This is a genomic window from Pseudomonas sp. B707, from assembly GCF_022496685.1.
Classification (GTDB): domain Bacteria; phylum Pseudomonadota; class Gammaproteobacteria; order Pseudomonadales; family Pseudomonadaceae; genus Aquipseudomonas; species Aquipseudomonas paraglycinae.
Map to the genome: position 1 here is coordinate 70468 of NZ_WTVE01000029.1, position 17763 is coordinate 88230.

Here is a 17763-nt window from a genome sequence, read left to right on the forward strand (position 1 = left end):
CCGCAGCCCGTCTGCGGTCGTTTAAAGAAACCCCGTGACCATTCGTTTTCCTTACATACCGGCACTCCCTCCGCACCGAAGCAGGAATCCTCCATGACCAAGCCAACGCGTGGGGCGATCAACGAATTGTTCGCCCTGCTCAAGCCCTTCCGCCTGATTGTCTGCGTATCCATCGTGCTCGGCATGATCGGCGGCCTGAGCGTCACCGTGCTGCTGGCGACCATCAACAACGCCTTGCACTCGGCCGACGGACTGACCCGCACCGTGGTCATGATTTTCGCCGGGCTGTGCGCCCTGGCCTTGCTGACCACGATCCTGTCCGACATCGGCACCAACTACGTCGGCCAACACATCATTGCCCGCCTGCGCAAAGAGCTGGGGGAGAAAGTGCTGTCGGCGCCGATCGACCAGATCGAACGCTATCGCAGCCACCGCCTGATTCCGGTGCTGACCCACGACGTGGACACCATCAGCGACTTCGCTTTCGCGTTTGCACCGCTGGCCATTTCCATGACCGTGACCCTGGGGTGCCTCGGCTACCTGGCGATGCTGTCCTGGCCGATGTTCCTGATGATGCTGGTGGCAATCGCCATCGGCACCACCATCCAGGCGATTGCCCGGGCCAAGGGCATGCGCGGGTTTTACGCTGCGCGCGACTCCGAAGACGAACTGCAAAAGCACTACAACGCGATTGCCGAAGGCGCCAAGGAACTGCGCATCCATCGCCCGCGCCGCCAGCGCATGTTTGTGTCGGGTATCCAGAAGACCGCCGAAAAGATCTGCGACACCCAGATCAAATCCATCAACACGTTCGTGATCGCCAAGTCCTTCGGATCGATGCTGTTCTTCGTGGTGATCGGCATGGCCCTGGCCCTGCAATCGTTCTGGCCGAGCGGTGACAAGGCCGTGATGAGCGGCTTCGTGCTGGTGCTGCTGTACATGAAGGGCCCGCTGGAACATCTGGTCAGCACACTGCCGATCATCAGCCGCGCACAGATTGCCTTCCGCCGGATTGCCGAACTGAGCGAGCAGTTCTCCTCGCCCGAGCCGCACCTGCTGCTGGAAGACCAGGGCAAGAAGCCTGGTGCCGTCAACCGTCTGGAATTGAACAATGTGCGTTATGCCTTCCCGCCGGTTGCAGGCAGCGAACCGTTCCGCCTCGGACCGGTCAACCTGCGCATCGAGCAAGGCGACATCGTGTTTATCGTCGGTGAAAACGGCTGCGGCAAAACCACCCTGATCAAATTGCTGCTGGGCCTGTATGCGCCGACCGAAGGCGAAATCCGGGTCAACGGTCAGCCGATCACCGCGTTGAACCGTGACGACTACCGCCAGAACTTCACCACGATCTTTGCCGACTACTACCTGTTCGACGACCTGATCCAGGGAGACCGCGAAGTACCGCAGGACGCTACCCGCTACCTCGAGCGCCTGGAGATCGCGCACAAGGTCAGCGTGCGCGACGGAGCGTTCACCACCACCGACCTGTCCACCGGCCAGCGCAAGCGCCTGGCACTGGTCAACGCCTGGCTCGAAGAGCGCCCGGTGCTGGTGTTCGACGAATGGGCCGCCGATCAGGACCCGACATTCCGACGGATTTTCTACACCGAACTCCTGCCCGACCTGAAACGGCTGGGCAAGACCATCATCGTGATCTCCCACGATGACCGTTACTTCGACGTTGCCGATCAACTGGTGCGCATGGAGGCCGGAAAGGTCAAAAGCGAACTGCAAACCGCTTGATCGACGAAGCCGCGGCCAGACCGGAAAAATATTTTCCGGTTTACCGCGGCTTTCTCGTCTTAATGAGATGAATAAGAACCATTAACAACTATACCTGCCAAGGTCTTAACCTCATGTCCGCATCCCGCTTCATGCTTCGCCCACTGACCCGAGCCCTGCTCATGCACGGTGCTACCCGCTCCCGTCTGGCCACCACCGGCCTGGGACTGGCAATGACGCTGGCCGTCGCCCCGTATGTCCAGGCCCAGGAATGGACCCTGAACATCCCGGCGCAACCTTTGGCCCAGGCCCTGCAATCGCTCGGTCAGCAGACCAGCCTGCAAATCATCTACAGCCCGGAAAGCCTGCAAGGCCTGCGCTCCACCGCCCTGAACGGCCGGTACGCGGACGACAGCGCCATCGCGGCCATCCTCAAGGGCACCGGCATCCGTCATCAGCGTGACGGCAATACCGTGACCCTGCTGGCCCCCGCCACCGGCAGCGCGATGGAACTGGCACCGACCAACATCGACGGGCAACGACTGACGGCCACTACCGAAGGCAGCAACTCCTACACCACCGGTGGCGTGACCATCGGCAAGGGCGTGCACTCGCTGAAGGAAACCCCGCAGTCGGTCACGGTCATGACCCGCAAGATGCTGGACGACCAGAACCTCAACACCATCGAACAAGTGATGGAAAAGACTCCGGGCATCACCGTTTACGACTCGCCCATGGGCGGCAAGTATTTCTACTCGCGCGGCTTCCGCATGACCGGCCAGTACCAGTACGACGGCGTGCCGCTGGACATCGGCAGCAGCTACGTACAGGCAGACAGCTTCAACAGCGACATGGCCATTTATGACCGCGTCGAAGTGCTGCGCGGTGCTGCCGGCATGATGAAAGGCGCAGGCGGTACGGCCGGTGGCGTCAACTTCGTGCGCAAGCGCGGCCAGGACACCCCGCACACCCAACTGTCGCTGTCGGCAGGCTCGTGGGACAACTATCGCGGTCAGGTCGACACCGGCGGCCCGCTGAACGACGCCGGCACCCTCCGTGGCCGCGCCGTGGTCACCCAGCAGACCCGTCAGTACTTCTATGACGTGGCCAGCCGCAAGGACCAGATCTACTACGGTGCCCTGGACTTCGACCTCAGCCCCGACACCACCCTGGGCCTGGGCATGGCCTATGAAGACGTCGACGCCACGCCTTGCTGGGGCGGTCTGCCGCGCTACGCCGATGGCTCCGACCTGCACCTCAAGCGCTCCACCTGCCTGAACACCTCGTGGAACAACCAGCGCAGCAAACGCGCCACCTACTTCGGCGACGTGAAACACCAGTTCAACGACGACTGGTCCCTGAAAGTGGCCGGGGTCTTCTCGCGCAACACCCAGGACATGGAATACGCGTTCCCGAGCGGCGCGGTGCCGGTAGGCGCCACCAGCTCCAACACGCTGATGCTGGGGAGCATCTACGACTACGAGCAGACCGACTACGGCTTCGATGCCTACGTGGACGGCAAATTCGACGCGTTCGGCCAGCAGCACGAACTCACCGTCGGCGCCAACGCCAGCCGTTCCCACAAGGATGACTTCTACGCCGTGGCGGCCTTGCCACAGCGCCAGAACGTACTGAACCCGAACCATCACCTGCCCCAGCCTGACGAAAGCTACTACCTGGCCAATGCCTCCCGGGGCGGTCCGGTAGATATGCACATCAAGCAATACGGTGTTTACTCCACCGCCCGCCTGAAGCTGGCAGATCCACTGACCTTCGTGCTGGGCAGCCGTGTCAGCTGGTACAAGTCCGACACCGACTCCGTGCAGTACTTCCGCGGCGAAGGCACCCCGGTCAACACCAAGTCCACCGAAACCGGACAGGTCACCCCGTTTGCCGGGCTGTTGTTCGATCTCAACGACAACCTGACCGCGTACGCCAGCTACACCGATATCTTCACCCCGCAAGGCGGCTACAAGACCATCGACGGCGGCACCCTCAAACCCCTGATCGGCCAGAGCTACGAGCTGGGGATCAAGGGCGAGTGGTTCGACGGTCGCCTGAACAGCTCCTTCAACCTGTTCCGCACCATTCAGAAAGATGCGGCCCAGGATGACCCGCGCTGTGAAGACAGTTCCTGCTCGCTGAACTCCGGCAAGGTCCGCGCCCAGGGCTTCGAAGCGGAAGTCAGCGGTGAAGTGATCGATCGCCTGCAACTGCTGGCCGGCTACACCTACACCCAGACCAAAGTGCTGGAAGACGCCGACGCCACCCAGGACGGCGTGATCTACAACTCCTACGTACCACGTCACCTGCTGCGCGTCTGGGGTGATTACAGCCTGAGCGGCCCTCTGGATCGCGTCACCATCGGTGCCGGCGTCAACGCCCAGAGCGGCAACTACCGCACCTCGCCACTGGGCGGTGACAACATCACCCAGTCGGGTTACGCGGTCTGGAACGGTCGCATCGGCTACCGCATCGATGACACCTGGTCCGTCGCCCTCAACGGCAACAACCTGTTCGACAAACGCTACTACGCCACTGTGGGCACCGAAGGTTTCGGTAACTTCTACGGCGACCCGCGCAATTTCGTGATGTCGGTCAAAGCTGACTTCTGATTACAGCGACCATGAAAAAACCCCGCATTGCGGGGTTTTTTCTGGCCTGCGAATTTGTCTGAGGTTCAGCTCAATGCGCGATGCAGCGCCCGGCTCAGGGTTTCGTGTACCTGCAGGACATCGGGCATCACCGACGCCAGCCTGAGCAAGTCGTGGGTCAGCCCCGGGCAGTGCTCGAGCTCGACGCTCACACCGTGCTCACGCAACTTGTCGACATACGCCTGGCCCTCATCGAGCAGCGGATCGAACCCGGCCAGCACGACAATGGCCGGGGCGACGCCACGCAGATCTTCGGCCAGCAACGGCGAGAAACGCCAGTCCAGATAATCTTCCGGGGTGCGCGCGTAATGCCCATAAAACCAGTCCAGTGTCTCGTCTTCCAGCAGATAGCCTTCGCTGAACAGGGCCCGCGAATCATGGGCACGGGAGGCGTCGGTGACTGGATAGCACAACAACTGAACCTTGGGTGCGATGGCCACGGTGTGCGGCTGAACCACCGCTTGCACCGCCAGTACGGTGGCCAGCGTGGCCCCGGCGCTGTCACCGCCGAAGGCGACCCGGCCCGAGTCCAGGCCCAACGAAGCCGCGTGTTCGGCCAGCCACGACAAGGCGTCCTCACCGTCTTCCAGTGCCGTCGGGAAACGGTGCTCCGGCGCCAGTCGATAGCCCACGGAGAGCACCGCGCATGGCGTGCGCCGGCAGAACTCGCGACACACGCCGTCATGGGAATCGAGGCTTCCGACCACAAACCCGCCACCGTGGAAATACACCAGCACCGGCATTGGCGCTGACACACCGTGCGGGCGATAAAGTCGCAGTGCCAGCGGCGCACCGTCCCGGGCGGTCGCGCTGATGGCCTGCACGTCCAGGTCTTCGGGCGCCATCCAGCGCAACTGCGCAGTGGTCTGTTCGAAGGTGTCCCGGGCCTGGGCCGGAGTCATTTGGTGCAGCGCCGGCAGACCGGCATCCTGGCTGTCTTGAGCCAGGTCGAGAAAGGCTTCCAGATCAGGGTGTAACGACATCGCGAAGATCCTTGTATCAGCAAAAAAGGGGCGCGCCTCGGCAACGCCCCTCAAAAATGATCCAGCGTGCAGCGATCAGCCCACACGCGCCATGCAATGCTCGATCAGCGCTTCAAGTTCACGCTGGTAATCCTGCATCAGTGCGTCCATGGTGCCGGCGCGATAACGCTGGCTGCTGTAGATGCAACGCAACGCCAACTGGCCGTCATACACCTGGCCGACAATTTCCAGCCAGTTGCCCAGGTTCGCCTTCAGGCTGTAGTTGTCGCCGGTTTCTTCCAGCGCCGGCACCAGCAGAGCCTGCTCGTCGAAACTCTGGTCGAACTGCCCCAGGTAGTTGAACGTCACCCGCGCCTGCGGCAGATCCGCCAGTTGCCGGGACACCTCGGCGCCCGCCAGATGACGAAGCACGCCATACCCGATGCCCTTCTGCGGCACCGCCGCCAGCTGCGCCTGTACGTCGATGATCGAACGTCCGATATCGTCGCTGTCCGGACGCAACCGGACCGGGAACATGCTGGTGAACCAGCCAAGGCTGCGGCTCAGGTCGATGGATTCGAACAGATCCTCGCGGCCGTGCCCTTCCAGCAGAATCAGCGCCGATGGCTGACCGCTCCAGCGGCACAGTGCCCGACCGAGTGCCGACAGCAGCAGGTCGTTGATTTGCGTGCGATAGACCGCCGGCGCCTGCTTGAGCAATTGTTCGGTGTGCTCGCGGGACAACTTGAGCCGCGCCTGCGCCTGCTGGCGCACCTGATTCTTGCCACGGTAGTTGTCGCACGGCAGATCGACGCCCGGTTGATCGAGCTGCTCCAGCCAGTACGCCAGCTCCTGTTCGGCAATCGCCGGGGCCTGAGCCTGCAAGGCCTCGGCAAACGAACGATAGCTGCTGGTACGAATCGGCAGTTGCGGCGCCAGCCCTTGCACACACGCTTCATAAGCGGTTTTCAGGTCATCGAGCAGGATCCGCCAGGACACGGTGTCGACCACCAGGTGATGAATCACCACCAGCAGTCGCGCCTGACCGTCCGGCAGGGCGACATGCATCACCCGCCAGACCGGCCCGTCGTCCAGCTTGAGGCTGCGCTGGGCAAGGTTGGCCAGCGCTTCGACCTGTTCGCTGTTCTCGGCTTCACGGCGCCAGAGCACCGCATCGCCCTGTTCGTTGGCGGTGCAGTAGCGTTGCAGCCAGCGCCCGCTCTCCCGAGTGAAGCGCAGGCGCAGCGAGTCATGGTGTTGCTCGATCCAGCCCAGGGCCTGCTCAAGCGCATCCAGATCCAGTGGCTGACGCGCACTCAACAGCAGTGACTGGTTGTAGTGATGGGCTTCGGACATGCCCTCGGCGAAGAACCACTCCTGGATCGGCAACAGATTGAACAACCCCTCACCCGCCACCTGCGTGACGTCCACCAGCGGCTGTCCGGCGCCTTCCTTCGTCACGTTCTGTTCGACGATGCCGGCGATGGTCTGATAGCGCATCAGATCGCGCAGCTTCAGATCCATCTGCAACGTCGGATGGTTCCTGACCTGGGAAATGACCTGCAGGCTGAGGATCGAATCGCCGCCCAGTTCGAAGAAGTTATCCGTGATGCCCACCTGCTCGACTTGCAGCACCTGGGCCCAGATCTCGGCCAGCAGTGTTTCCTGCTCGTTGCGCGGGGCGACATATTCCTCGCTCTTGAAGTCCGGCTCCGGCAGCGCCTTGCGGTCGAGTTTGCCGTTGGGCGTGACCGGGAAAGCACTCAGGCAGACAATCTGCGCCGGCACCATGTACTCCGGCAGCGAGGCGCGCAGCCCGGCCTTGAGTTCATCGCCCACGTCTTCGCCCGTCGGCGTCACCACATAACCGATCAGTTGCTTGCCGGACGCATTGTCCCGGGCGATCACCAGCGCATCGGTCACACCCTCCAGTTGGCGCAGGCTGGCCTCGACTTCACCCAGCTCGATGCGAAAACCGCGCACCTTGACCTGATGGTCGATGCGCCCGACGTAATCGACCACGCCGTCCTGACGCAAACGCACCAGGTCGCCGCTGCGATACAGGCGCTCGCCGACCGCGAACGGATTGGGTACGAAGCGCTCGCAGGTCAGATCCGCACGGCCGTGGTAACCACGGGCAACCCCGTAACCGCCGATGTACAGCTCACCGGCAAAACCTGGCGGCAGCGGGTTCAGATCCTCGTCCAGCACGTACAGCGAACGTGCGCCGACGGCACGACCGATCGGTGCATAGGCCGCTTCACAATGCTGGCTCACCGGGACCTTCCAGAGCATCGGCGTGACCACGGTTTCCGTCGGGCCATAACCGTTGGTGAAGTACTCGGGACGCAGGGCCGCCTTCACCTGTTCGAAGGTCTGGTCCGGCACGGCATCACCGCCGAAGCAGTAGATGCGCACCGGTGGCGGCGCGATGCCGCTGGCCGCCGCGTACTCGGCCAACTGTTTGAGATAGGCCGGCGGGAAGCAAGCGATGGTGACGCCATACTCGTGCAAGGCGGCGTAGGTCTGCTCCGGCGTCCACAGGCAACCGTCGCGAATCACCAGACGGCCACCGCTGTAGAGCGTGCTCAACCAGCGTTCATGGGCACCGTCGAAAGCGAATGACATGAAGTGCAGCTCGCAGCTGCTGGCGTCCATTTCATACAGCTCGGCGATGGCCTGACAGTGCATGCTCAACGGCCCTTGCGTGACCGCAACCCCCTTCGGCCGCCCAGTGGAACCGGAGGTATAAACCAGATACGCCAGCCCCTGCTCCTGAACGCGGCAAACCGGCGCGTGATCGGGGTAGCGGGACTCGTCGAGATGATCGATTTCCAGGCGCAGCAGTCCCTCGGGCGCCGGCAAGGTGGCGCGCAGGCTGCTCTGGGTCAGCAACAGGGCCATGCCCGAATCCTCGATCATGTACGCCAGTCGCTCAGGCGGATAATCGATGTCCAGCGGCACGTACGCCGCACCGCTCTTGAGCACGGCGAGGAAGCTGACGACCATTTCCAGCGAGCGCGGCAGCGCCACGCCGATCACCACTTCCGGGCCCGCACCGTGTTCGGTCAGGCAGTGGGCCAGACGATTGGCCCGTTGTTCAAGTTCGGCATAGCTCAGGCTCAACCCGGCGCACTGCAGGGCGATAGCCTCTGGTTGATGCTGCGCATGCCGGCTGATCAGTTGCGGCAGCAGCACCGGTTCGTGGCTGGAGACCGGTTCGGCGCTCCAGGCCTGGATCGCCTGCCACTGCTCGTTCGACAGGCGCTGCAGATTGCCCAGTCGCTCGTAAGGCGCACGCACCATCGCTTCGAGGGTGTTTTCCAGCGTCAGGCGAATGCCTTCCACGGCCTCGGCGCTGAAGTGGCTGCGCAGGTACAGGTACTCGATCGACAGCTCGTCACCCAGCATTACCGCGAGGTCCATCGGTACGTTGGTCACGCCGTGGCCGATGGATTTGCCGAAGGTCAGGTCGGTGTCGTTTTCTTCTTGCAGGCGATCATCGATCGGGAAGTTCTCGAACACGATGATGCTGTCGAACAGTGCCTGCCCACCGAGGTTGGACCAGCGCTGCACATCGGCCAGCGGCGCCTGGGAATAGTCACGAATGTCCAGGTTGTAGGCCTGCACTTCGCCGAGCCAGTCCGCCAGGCGCTGATCGGCCTGCGGCGTCTGGATGATCGGCAAGGTGTTGATGAACAGACCCAGCATGTTGCCGACATTCGCCAGCCCTTCGGGACGCCCCGAAACCGTGGCACCGAACGTGACCGTGCGCTGCCCGGTGTAACGCTGCAACAGCAGCAGCCAGGCACCCTGAATCAACGTGTTGGGGGTGATGCGCAGGTCGCGGCAGAACTGCAGCAGGCGTGCGGTTTGCGCCTGATCCCAGTTCGAGTAGATCGCATCGTGGCCGCAGACATCGGCCGAATGGCGCGGATGGATCGCCTGGCTCAACGCCGTCGGCTCGTTGACCGCCGCCAGACGCGCTTTCCAGAACAGCTCCTGCGCGTCCTGATCCTGTGCCTGCAACCAGGCGATGAAGTCGCGGTAACGACCGTTCTCACCGCTGACCTTGCCCTTGGAGTAGTACTGCAAGACTTCGCCGAACAGGCGCGAACTGCTCCAGCCGTCCATCAAGATGTGGTGGCTGGTCCAGATCATCTGATAGCGGTCATCGCTCAGGCGCAACAGCGTCACCCGCTGCAGACGTGCCTGGGACAGATCGAAGCCGAGGGCACGATCATCGCTGGCGAATTCGGCGATCAACTCATCGCTGACCTCACGCTCGCGCCAGTCGAGCACCTGCATCTGCAGCGGGGCCTGACGATGGACCACTTGCAACGGCTTGGCCAGCCCGTCCTGCCAGTGAAAACTGGTCCGCAGGATCGCCTGGCGATCGATGACAAATTCCCAGGCGCCCCGGAAACGCTCCACATCCAGGCCCTGGATCGGCAAGCTGACCTGGTTGACGTACAGGCTGCTGCCATTGTCCGAGAGCGTGTGGAACAGCATGCCCTCCTGCATCGGCGACAGCGGATAAACGTCCTCGATCCGATCCGCCGGCACCGGCAACGCATCGAGCTGCGCCTGCTCCAGACGCGCCAGCGGGTAGTTTTCCGGCGTGCCGTCGGCCTGCTGCGCGGACTCCACCGACGCCACCGTCGCCAGTTTCTGCACGGTCTGTTGCTGGAACAGATCCTTGGGGGTAAAGCGGATGCCCTGCTGGCGCGCACGGCTGACCAGCTGGATGGAGATGATCGAATCACCGCCCAGGCTGAAGAAGTTATCGGTCACACCGACCCGGTCAATCTTCAGGATGTCCTGCCAGACCACCACCAGCTGTTGCTCAAGCTCCGTTGACGGGGCGACATAGTCCCGGGCCGACTGATTGACGTCCGGTGCCGGCAAGGCTTTGCGGTCCAGCTTGCCGTTGGGGGTCAGCGGCAGCGCCTCGAGGTACAGCCACTGCGCAGGCACCATGTAATCCGGCAAGTGTGCCTTGAGGGCGGACTGCAGCGATTCGCTCAGCTCATCCTGTTCCTGAAGGCTGAGGCCAGATTGGGTCGGCACCACATACGCCACCAGTTGTTGACCGCTGAGGCCGTCCACCGCCAGCACCACGCCTTCGTGCACGCGGTCATGGGCCAGCAGACGCGCTTCGATTTCACCCAGTTCAATACGGAACCCGCGCACCTTGACCTGATGGTCGATGCGGCCCACGTATTCGATCCGCCCATCGTCCCACAGGCGCGTCAGGTCGCCGGTGCGGTACATCCGCTCGCCGCTGGTCGAGGCCGGGTTCGGCACAAAACGCTCGGCGGTCAGGCCCGGACGGAACAGGTAACCGCGGGTGATGCCGTCACCGGCCAGATACAGCTCGGCCGCCACCCCGATCGGCGACGCTTGCAGTTGCCCGTCCAGCAGGTACGCGGTGGTGTTGACCAGCGGCCGGCCGATATTCGCCTGGCCGCCGGCTTCGCGGCGGGTCCAGGTCGAATAGGTGGTGTCTTCCGACGGCCCGTACAGGTCATAGACGTGCTCGACCGAGGTCTCGCTGTACAGGCTGTCGACCACACTTTGCTTGAGCGGCTCGCCGGCCAGATTGATGATCCGCACGCCATTCGGAATATGCCCGGCACGGTGCAAGGCAGCGATCGCCGACGGCACGGTGTTGATCAGACGCACCTGATCGCGCTCCGGCAGGTCCGGCAGTTCCAGAGCATTGCGCGCCATGACGATCGAACCGCCCCGCGCGAGGGTGACGAAAATCTCCCACACCGACAGGTCGAAGCAGACCGAGGTCGATGCCAGCACACCTTGCAGATCGGCTTCGCTGTAAACGTCGGCGGACCAGTGGATCAGTGCCTGGACGTTACGGTGGGCAATCGCTACGCCTTTAGGTTTGCCGGTGGAACCGGAGGTGTAGATGACGTAGGCCAGGTTCGCCGAATCGCCACGCACGTCGAGGTTATCGGCAGCCTCATCGGCAAAGGCCTCACCGCCCGCCTCCACCAGCAGCACCTGCGCGTCGGTCTGCGGCAGTTGCGCCAGCAACGATTGTTGCGTCAGCAGGACCTTCGCCTGGCTGTCTTCCAGCATGTACGCCACGCGGTCGGCCGGGTAGTCCGGATCCAGTGGCACGTAGGTGCCACCGGCCTTGAGCACCGCCATCAAGGCAATCACCAGTTCCGCCGAGCGCGGCATCGCCACGCCCACCCGAACCTCGGCGCCGACACCCAGCGACACCAGATAACGCGCCAGTTGGTTGGCCCGGCGATTGAGTTCGGCATAACTCAGGGCCACACCGCCATGGCTCAGGGCCACAGCGTGCGGACGGGCCTGGACCTGCGCCTCGAAGCTTTGATGAATCAGACGCTCGGCCGGATACCCGGCGTGGTTGTCGTTCCACTGCGCCAGCGTTGTGTGCTCCGCACTCGACAGCATTCCGACTTCACCCAGCAGCCGCTGCGGTGCGTCGAGGAACTGCTGCAGAACGGTTTCCAGATGCGTGGCCAATCCAGCCACGCCGCGCTCGGAAAACTGCTCGGTCAGGTAGTTGAAGTCCAGGCTCAGGACCTCGCCGGCACCGGCGATCAGGGTCAGGCCGTAGTTGGTCTGCTCGCGGTGTTCCAGACCACCGAAGCGCAGGCCGCCCGGATTGGCCTCCAGCGTCTCCGACACCGGGTAGTTTTCAAACACCAGCAAGGTGTCGAACAGCGCTTCGCCGTTGAGCTCGGCAAGTCGCTGGATGTCTTGCAGCGGCGTCTGTTCGAAGTCGCGCAGCAGCAGGTTCTTGTCCTGCACGCTGCGCACCCAGTCGCGCACGCTGACGCCCGGTTGCGGGCTGGCGATCACCGGCAAGGTGTTAATGAACAGCCCCAGTTGCTGCTCGATGCCCGGCAAATCCACCGGACGCCCGGACACCGTGGCGCCGAACGCGACCGTGGGCTGGCCGGTGTAGCGTTGCAGAATCAACAGCCATGCTGCCTGCACCAGACTGTTCAGAGTGACCTGCTGCTGGCGCGAGAAACTGTTCAGGCGGCGCGTGAACGCTGCATCGAACGTCAGGCGATGCACGCCCTTGCCCGCCCCCGGCTGCACGTTGCCCGGGCACGCCGAGGCCAGACGGGTCGGCTCGTCGAGCTCGGCCAGTTGTCCGCGCCAGAAAGCCTGCGCGGCCTGTTTGTCCTGGCCTTGCAGCCAGGCCAGGAAGTCCCGGTAACGGCCCTGCGCACCCGGCACCGGATGGCCGGCGTAATCCTGCAGCACCTCACCGAACATCCGCGAGTTGCTCCAGCCATCCATCAGGATGTGGTGGCAGGTAAAGATCAGGCGATGGCGATCATCAGCCGTGCGCAACAGGCACAGACGCAGCAGCGGCGGGTTCTGCAAATCGAAACCACGCTCCAGATCCGCCCGTGCCCGCGCCTCCATGGCCACGGCCAGGTCCGGCTCGTGGCGCATGTCTACTTCCGGCATTTCCAGGGTCAGCTGGCGATGAATGACTTGCAGTGGCGTGTCGAGACCGTCGCGACCCCAGATGAAACCGGCGCGCAGCACTTCATGGCGATCCACCACCCGCTGCCAGGCTTGCTGGAAGCGCGCGACGTCCAGACCTTCGATGTCCAGCAGCATCTGATAGACATAAGCGCTGGCATCGGCGTCATAGAGACTGTGGAACAGAATGCCCTGCTGCATCGGCGCCAGCGGATAGATGTCTTCGATCCGCTGGGCAACGATCGGCAGGTTGTCCAGATGGGTCTGGGACAACCCGGCCAGCGGCACGTCGGACGGTGTCAGACCACCGCTCGCGTGATTCAGGCAATGGTCGATCAACTCGGCCAGCGCGCCTTCATAGGCACGTGCCAGCGCATGGATGGTCGCGTCTTCGAACACATCGCCACTGTAGGTCCAGGTCAGGCTCAACTGCCCCTGATAGACCCGGCCATCGATGGTCAGCGTGTTGGCCATCGGCGCGCGCTCGTCCTGCCCGGCGCCCTTGTCTTCGGTGGCCGGCACCCACAACGCGCCTTCACCGAAGTTGTTGTCGAACTGGCCGAGGTAGTTGAACGTCACCTTCGGCTGCGCCGCGCCGCTCAGGGCAGCCTGTGCCTCGGCGCTGCCCAGATATCGCAACAGGCCGTAGCCAATGCCTTTGTTGGGGATCGCCCGCAGCTGTTCCTTGATGCCCTTGATCGAGGTTTCGAAACCGGCGCCGGGGGTCAGACGCACCGGGAACATGCTGGTGAACCAGCCCACCGTGCGGCTCAGATCGACATCGTCGAACAGGTCTTCACGACCATGACCCTCGAGCTGCACCAGCGCGCTCTCGGTACCGGTCCATTCACACAGCACCTTGGCCAGCGCAGTCAGCAACAGGTCGTTGACCTGGGTGCGGTAGACCGCCGGGGCCTGTTGCAGCAGCTGCCGGGTGCGCTCGGCATCCAGACGCGTATCGACGCTGCGCTCGAAACGGTTGCTCAACTGACCTTGCGGGTTGTCCAGCGGCAGCTCGATGCCCGCGCCGCTCAACTGCCCGCGCCAGTAATCCAGCTCGGCTTCCAGCACGGCACTGCGCGCATGCCCTTGCAGGCGCGCGCCCCAGTCCTTGAACGCGGTGGTCTTGGCCGGCAGGCGCACAACCTGGCCCGCCGTCAGCTGTTGGTAAACGGTTTGCAGGTCTTCCAGCACGATCCGCCAGGACACCCCGTCGACCACCAGGTGATGGATCACCAGCAACAGGCGCTGGCTGGCGTCCGGCAAGTCCACCAGCACCGCGCGGATCAGCGGGCCGTTGTCCAGATCGAGGCTGCGTTGCAGTTCCTGGCACAGCGCCGGCAAGGCCGCGCTGTCCTGCAAGGTCACGGTGCGCAGCAGCTCCAGATTGTGTTCGACCGGCGCGTGGGTCTGTTGCCAGCCACCCTCCAGGTCGCGGTAACGCAGACGCAAGGCGTCATGGTGCCGTTGCAGGTGCTGCAACGCCTGCTCCAGTGCAGTCGCCGCCAGCGGTGCGGTCGGGGTCAGCAGGATCGACTGGTTCCAGTGATGACGCGCCGGGATATCGCTGTGGAAAAAGTACTGCTGGATCGGCGTCAGCACCGCCTCGCCGAGCACATCGCCCTGGGTCGCGAGTACCACGTCGCTCTGCTGCGCGACCGTGGCCAGGCGTTGCACCGTCTGATGCTGGAAGATGTCCTTGGGCGTGAAACGGATGCCCGCCTGACGGGCGCGGCTGACCACCTGAATCGAAATGATCGAGTCGCCGCCCAGCTCGAAGAAATTGTCGTTGAGGCCGACACGCTCGACCTTCAGCACGTCCTGCCAGATGGCTGCCAGTTGCTGTTCCAGTTCACTGCGCGGCGCGGCATACGCTTCCTGCACCTGAGCGACCTGCGGCTGCGGCAGTTGCTTGCGATCGAGTTTGCCGTTGGCGGTCAGCGGCAGGCGCTCGAGGAATGCCCAGCTGACCGGCACCATGTAGTCCGGCAAGGCGTCGCGCAGTTGCGCCTTGATCGAATCGCGCAACGTCGCCTCGGCATCGCCTTGCAGTGCCTCGTTCGGCACGATCCAGGTTGCCAGTTGCTGACCGCTCGGGCCTTCGACCGCCAGCACCACCGCCTCGCGCACCGCCGGATGCTTGAGCAGTTGGGTTTCGATTTCCCCCAGCTCGATGCGGAAACCGCGGATCTTCACTTGATGGTCGATACGACCGATGTACTCGATCACCCCGTCGCCGCGCAGGCGCGCCAGGTCGCCGGTGCGGTACAGACGTTCGCCGGCCTGCGGGTTGAACGGATCGGGTACAAAACGCGTAGCGCTCATGCCCGGCTGATTCAGGTAACCCCGGGCCAGACCGGCACCGGCGATGTACAGCTCGCCGATGCAACCTTGCGGCACCAGGTTCAGCGCGCTGTCGAGCAGATACCACGACAGGTCGACGATCGGCTCGCCGATCGGGCTGCTGTGACTTTGCTCAAGGTCGGCCATCGACAATGGACGGTACGTCACGTGCACGGTGGTTTCAGTGATGCCGTACATGTTCACCAGCGTCGGTGCGCGGTCGCCGAAACGCTCGAACCATGGCCGCAGGTTCTGCACTTCCAGCGCTTCGCCACCGAACACCACGTAACGCAGCGAATGGTCGCGCGAGGATTCACTGGCCAGTTGCATCAGCGGCTTGAACGCCGATGGCGTCTGGTTCAGCACCGTGACGTTTTCATCGCACAGCAGGGTGTAGAAATCTTCCGGGGAGCGGGTGACGTCGTGCGGTACGACCACCAGTTTGCCGCCGTACAGCAGCGCGCCGAAAATTTCCCAGACCGAGAAGTCGAACGCGTAGGAATGGAACAGGGTCCAGCTGTCGTCCGGGCCGAAACCGAACCAGTGTTCGGTGGCGCTGAACAGGCGGATGACGTTGCTGTGCGGCAGCAATGCACCTTTGGGTTTGCCGGTCGAACCGGAGGTGTAGATGACGTACGCCAGGTTATCCGGCGTGGTCAGGCACACCGGGTTTTCGCTGTTGCCCGGCTCCAGTGTCTGGCTCAGGTCCAGGCAGGTGAGGCCCGGCGGAATCGGCAGCTGTGCCTGCAAGTGACCCTGGGTCAGCAGCAGACCGATGCCACTGTCCTCGATCATGTAACTCAGGCGGTCTTGCGGGTAGCCCGGATCCAGCGGCACGTAGGCACCGCCGGCTTTCAGCACGGCGACGATGGCGACGATCATGTCCAGCGAACGCTCGACCGCCACACCGACCCGCACATCCGGGCCGACGCCGTTCGCGATCAACCGGTGCGCCCACTGATTGGCCCGGCGATTGAGCTCGGCGTAGGTCAGCCGTTGCCCGGCAAAGGTCACGGCGACCGCCTCGGGATGAAGTTCCGCCTGGGCTTCGATGGCCTGATGAATGCACTGCTCGACCGGGTGCTCGACCCGTGTCGGATTCCATTGGCTCAGCAGTTGTTGCTGACGGGCGTCATCGAGCATCGGCAACTGCCCGATGCTGCGCGACGGGTCGGCGACGATCGCCTGCAACAGCGCGGTCCAGTGCTGCGCCAGACGCTCGATGGTCGTCGCGTCGAACAGGTCGGTGGCGTACTTGAGCACCGCTTCGATGCCGTGGGCCTGTTCGGTGGTGTTCAGCGTCAGGTCGAACTGGGCGGTCTGGCTCTGCCATTCCAGCGGCTCGATGCTCAGGCCGTTGAGGCGCGTCTCGACACTGCTGCGGCGTTCCGCCTGATGGTTGAACATGACCTGAAACAGCGGACTGTGGCTCAGGCTGCGACCCGGTTCCAGGGCTTCCACCAGTTGCTCGAAAGGCAAGTCCTGATGGGCCTGGGCTTCCTGCGCGGTCTGTTTGACCTGACGCAGCAAATCGACAAACGAGGTCTGGCTGTCAACGTCGGCCTTGAGCACCTGCGTGTTGACGAAGAAACCGATCAGACGCTCGATTTCCACCCGGCCACGGTTGGCCACCGGCACGCCGACACGGATGTCCGACTGCCCGCTGTAGCGGTGCAACAGCGCTTGGAAAGACGCCAGCAGCAAGACGAACAGCGTGACGTTTTCCTGCCGCGCAAAGGCTTTCAGGCCCTGGCTCAGCTGCGCATCGAGAATCAGGTTGTGGCTGGCACCGGCAAAGCTCTGATCGACACTGCGCGCGCGGTCGAGCGGCAGTTCCAGCACCGGTTGTTCGCCGCCAAGTTTTTCCTGCCAGTAGGCCAGTTGCCGCGCCTGCTCGCCGGCCTCCATCCACTGGCGCTGCCACAAGGCGTAGTCGGCGTATTGAATCGGCAGGGGCGGCAGACCGGCATCGTGACCGAGGCTGAAACCGGCATAGAGCTGCACCAGCTCTTCGATCATCACTTGCAGCGACCAGCCGTCGGAGACGATGTGGTGCAGGGTCAGCACCAGCACATGGTCGTTCGGATTGACCTGCAACAGGGCCGCGCGCAGCAGCGGGCCTTGCTGCAGATCGAAAGTCTTCTGGCTCTGAGTCTGGACGAATGCCTGGATCGAGGCCTCCGGGTCGCTCGCCAGCTCAGGGCTCAACGGGTAGGTTTCCAGCGCAAACGGTCCTGGCGGCAGGATCGTTTGCAGCGGTTGTTCGGTTTCCTGGGAGAACACCGTGCGCAAGGTTTCGTGTCGTTCGATCAGCGCCTGAAGGCTGCGCTCCAGCGCCGACTCATCCAGCGGACCCTGCAAGCGCAGGGCCGTCGGAATGTTGTAGGCCGCGCTGTGCGGCGCCCACTGCCAGAGAAACCACTGGCGCTGCTGGGCGTAGGACAGCAGCAGCGGCTCTTCGGCCGTGCGCTTGAAAACCGGGGCAATGTCAAAGAGGTTGACGCCTTTCTGCTTGAGCAGAACCGCCAGAGCCTTTCTTTGCTTAGCCGAAAGTTGTCCTACCGACTCGATTAACTCTTGCACGC

At 63.4% G+C, this 17763-nt stretch carries 4 protein-coding genes; 2 read left to right on the forward strand and 2 right to left on the reverse strand.

Features of this window, described 5'->3' with window-relative positions; translation table 11 throughout:
* The first annotated feature begins 93 nt into the window (after window positions 1-93).
* Both GQX66_RS18090 and GQX66_RS18095 read left to right on the forward strand, forming a co-directional pair.
* A complete protein-coding gene (locus GQX66_RS18090; protein WP_085747863.1) occupies window positions 94-1743 on the forward strand; it encodes a cyclic peptide export ABC transporter in 1650 nt (549 codons plus the stop codon).
* Window positions 1744-1856: 113 nt separating this feature from the next.
* Window positions 1857-4337, forward strand: coding sequence for a TonB-dependent receptor (locus GQX66_RS18095; protein ID WP_236191005.1), 2481 nt, complete (start codon window positions 1857-1859; stop codon window positions 4335-4337).
* Between the two features lie 65 nt (window positions 4338-4402).
* Here the strand turns inward: GQX66_RS18095 and GQX66_RS18100 are convergent, their stop codons facing one another.
* Together GQX66_RS18100 and GQX66_RS18105 are read right to left on the reverse strand one after the other, a co-directional pair.
* Window positions 4403-5359 carry an alpha/beta hydrolase gene (locus GQX66_RS18100; protein ID WP_085747865.1) on the reverse strand — a complete coding sequence of 319 codons (957 nt, stop codon included), beginning with the start codon at window positions 5357-5359 and terminating at the stop codon, window positions 4403-4405.
* A 75-nt stretch (window positions 5360-5434) separates the two neighbouring features.
* On the reverse strand, window positions 5435-17761 hold the full coding sequence (locus tag GQX66_RS18105; RefSeq protein WP_240870279.1) for a non-ribosomal peptide synthase/polyketide synthase: 12327 nt from the start codon (window positions 17759-17761) through the stop codon (window positions 5435-5437).
* Window positions 17762-17763: the final 2 nt, after the last annotated feature.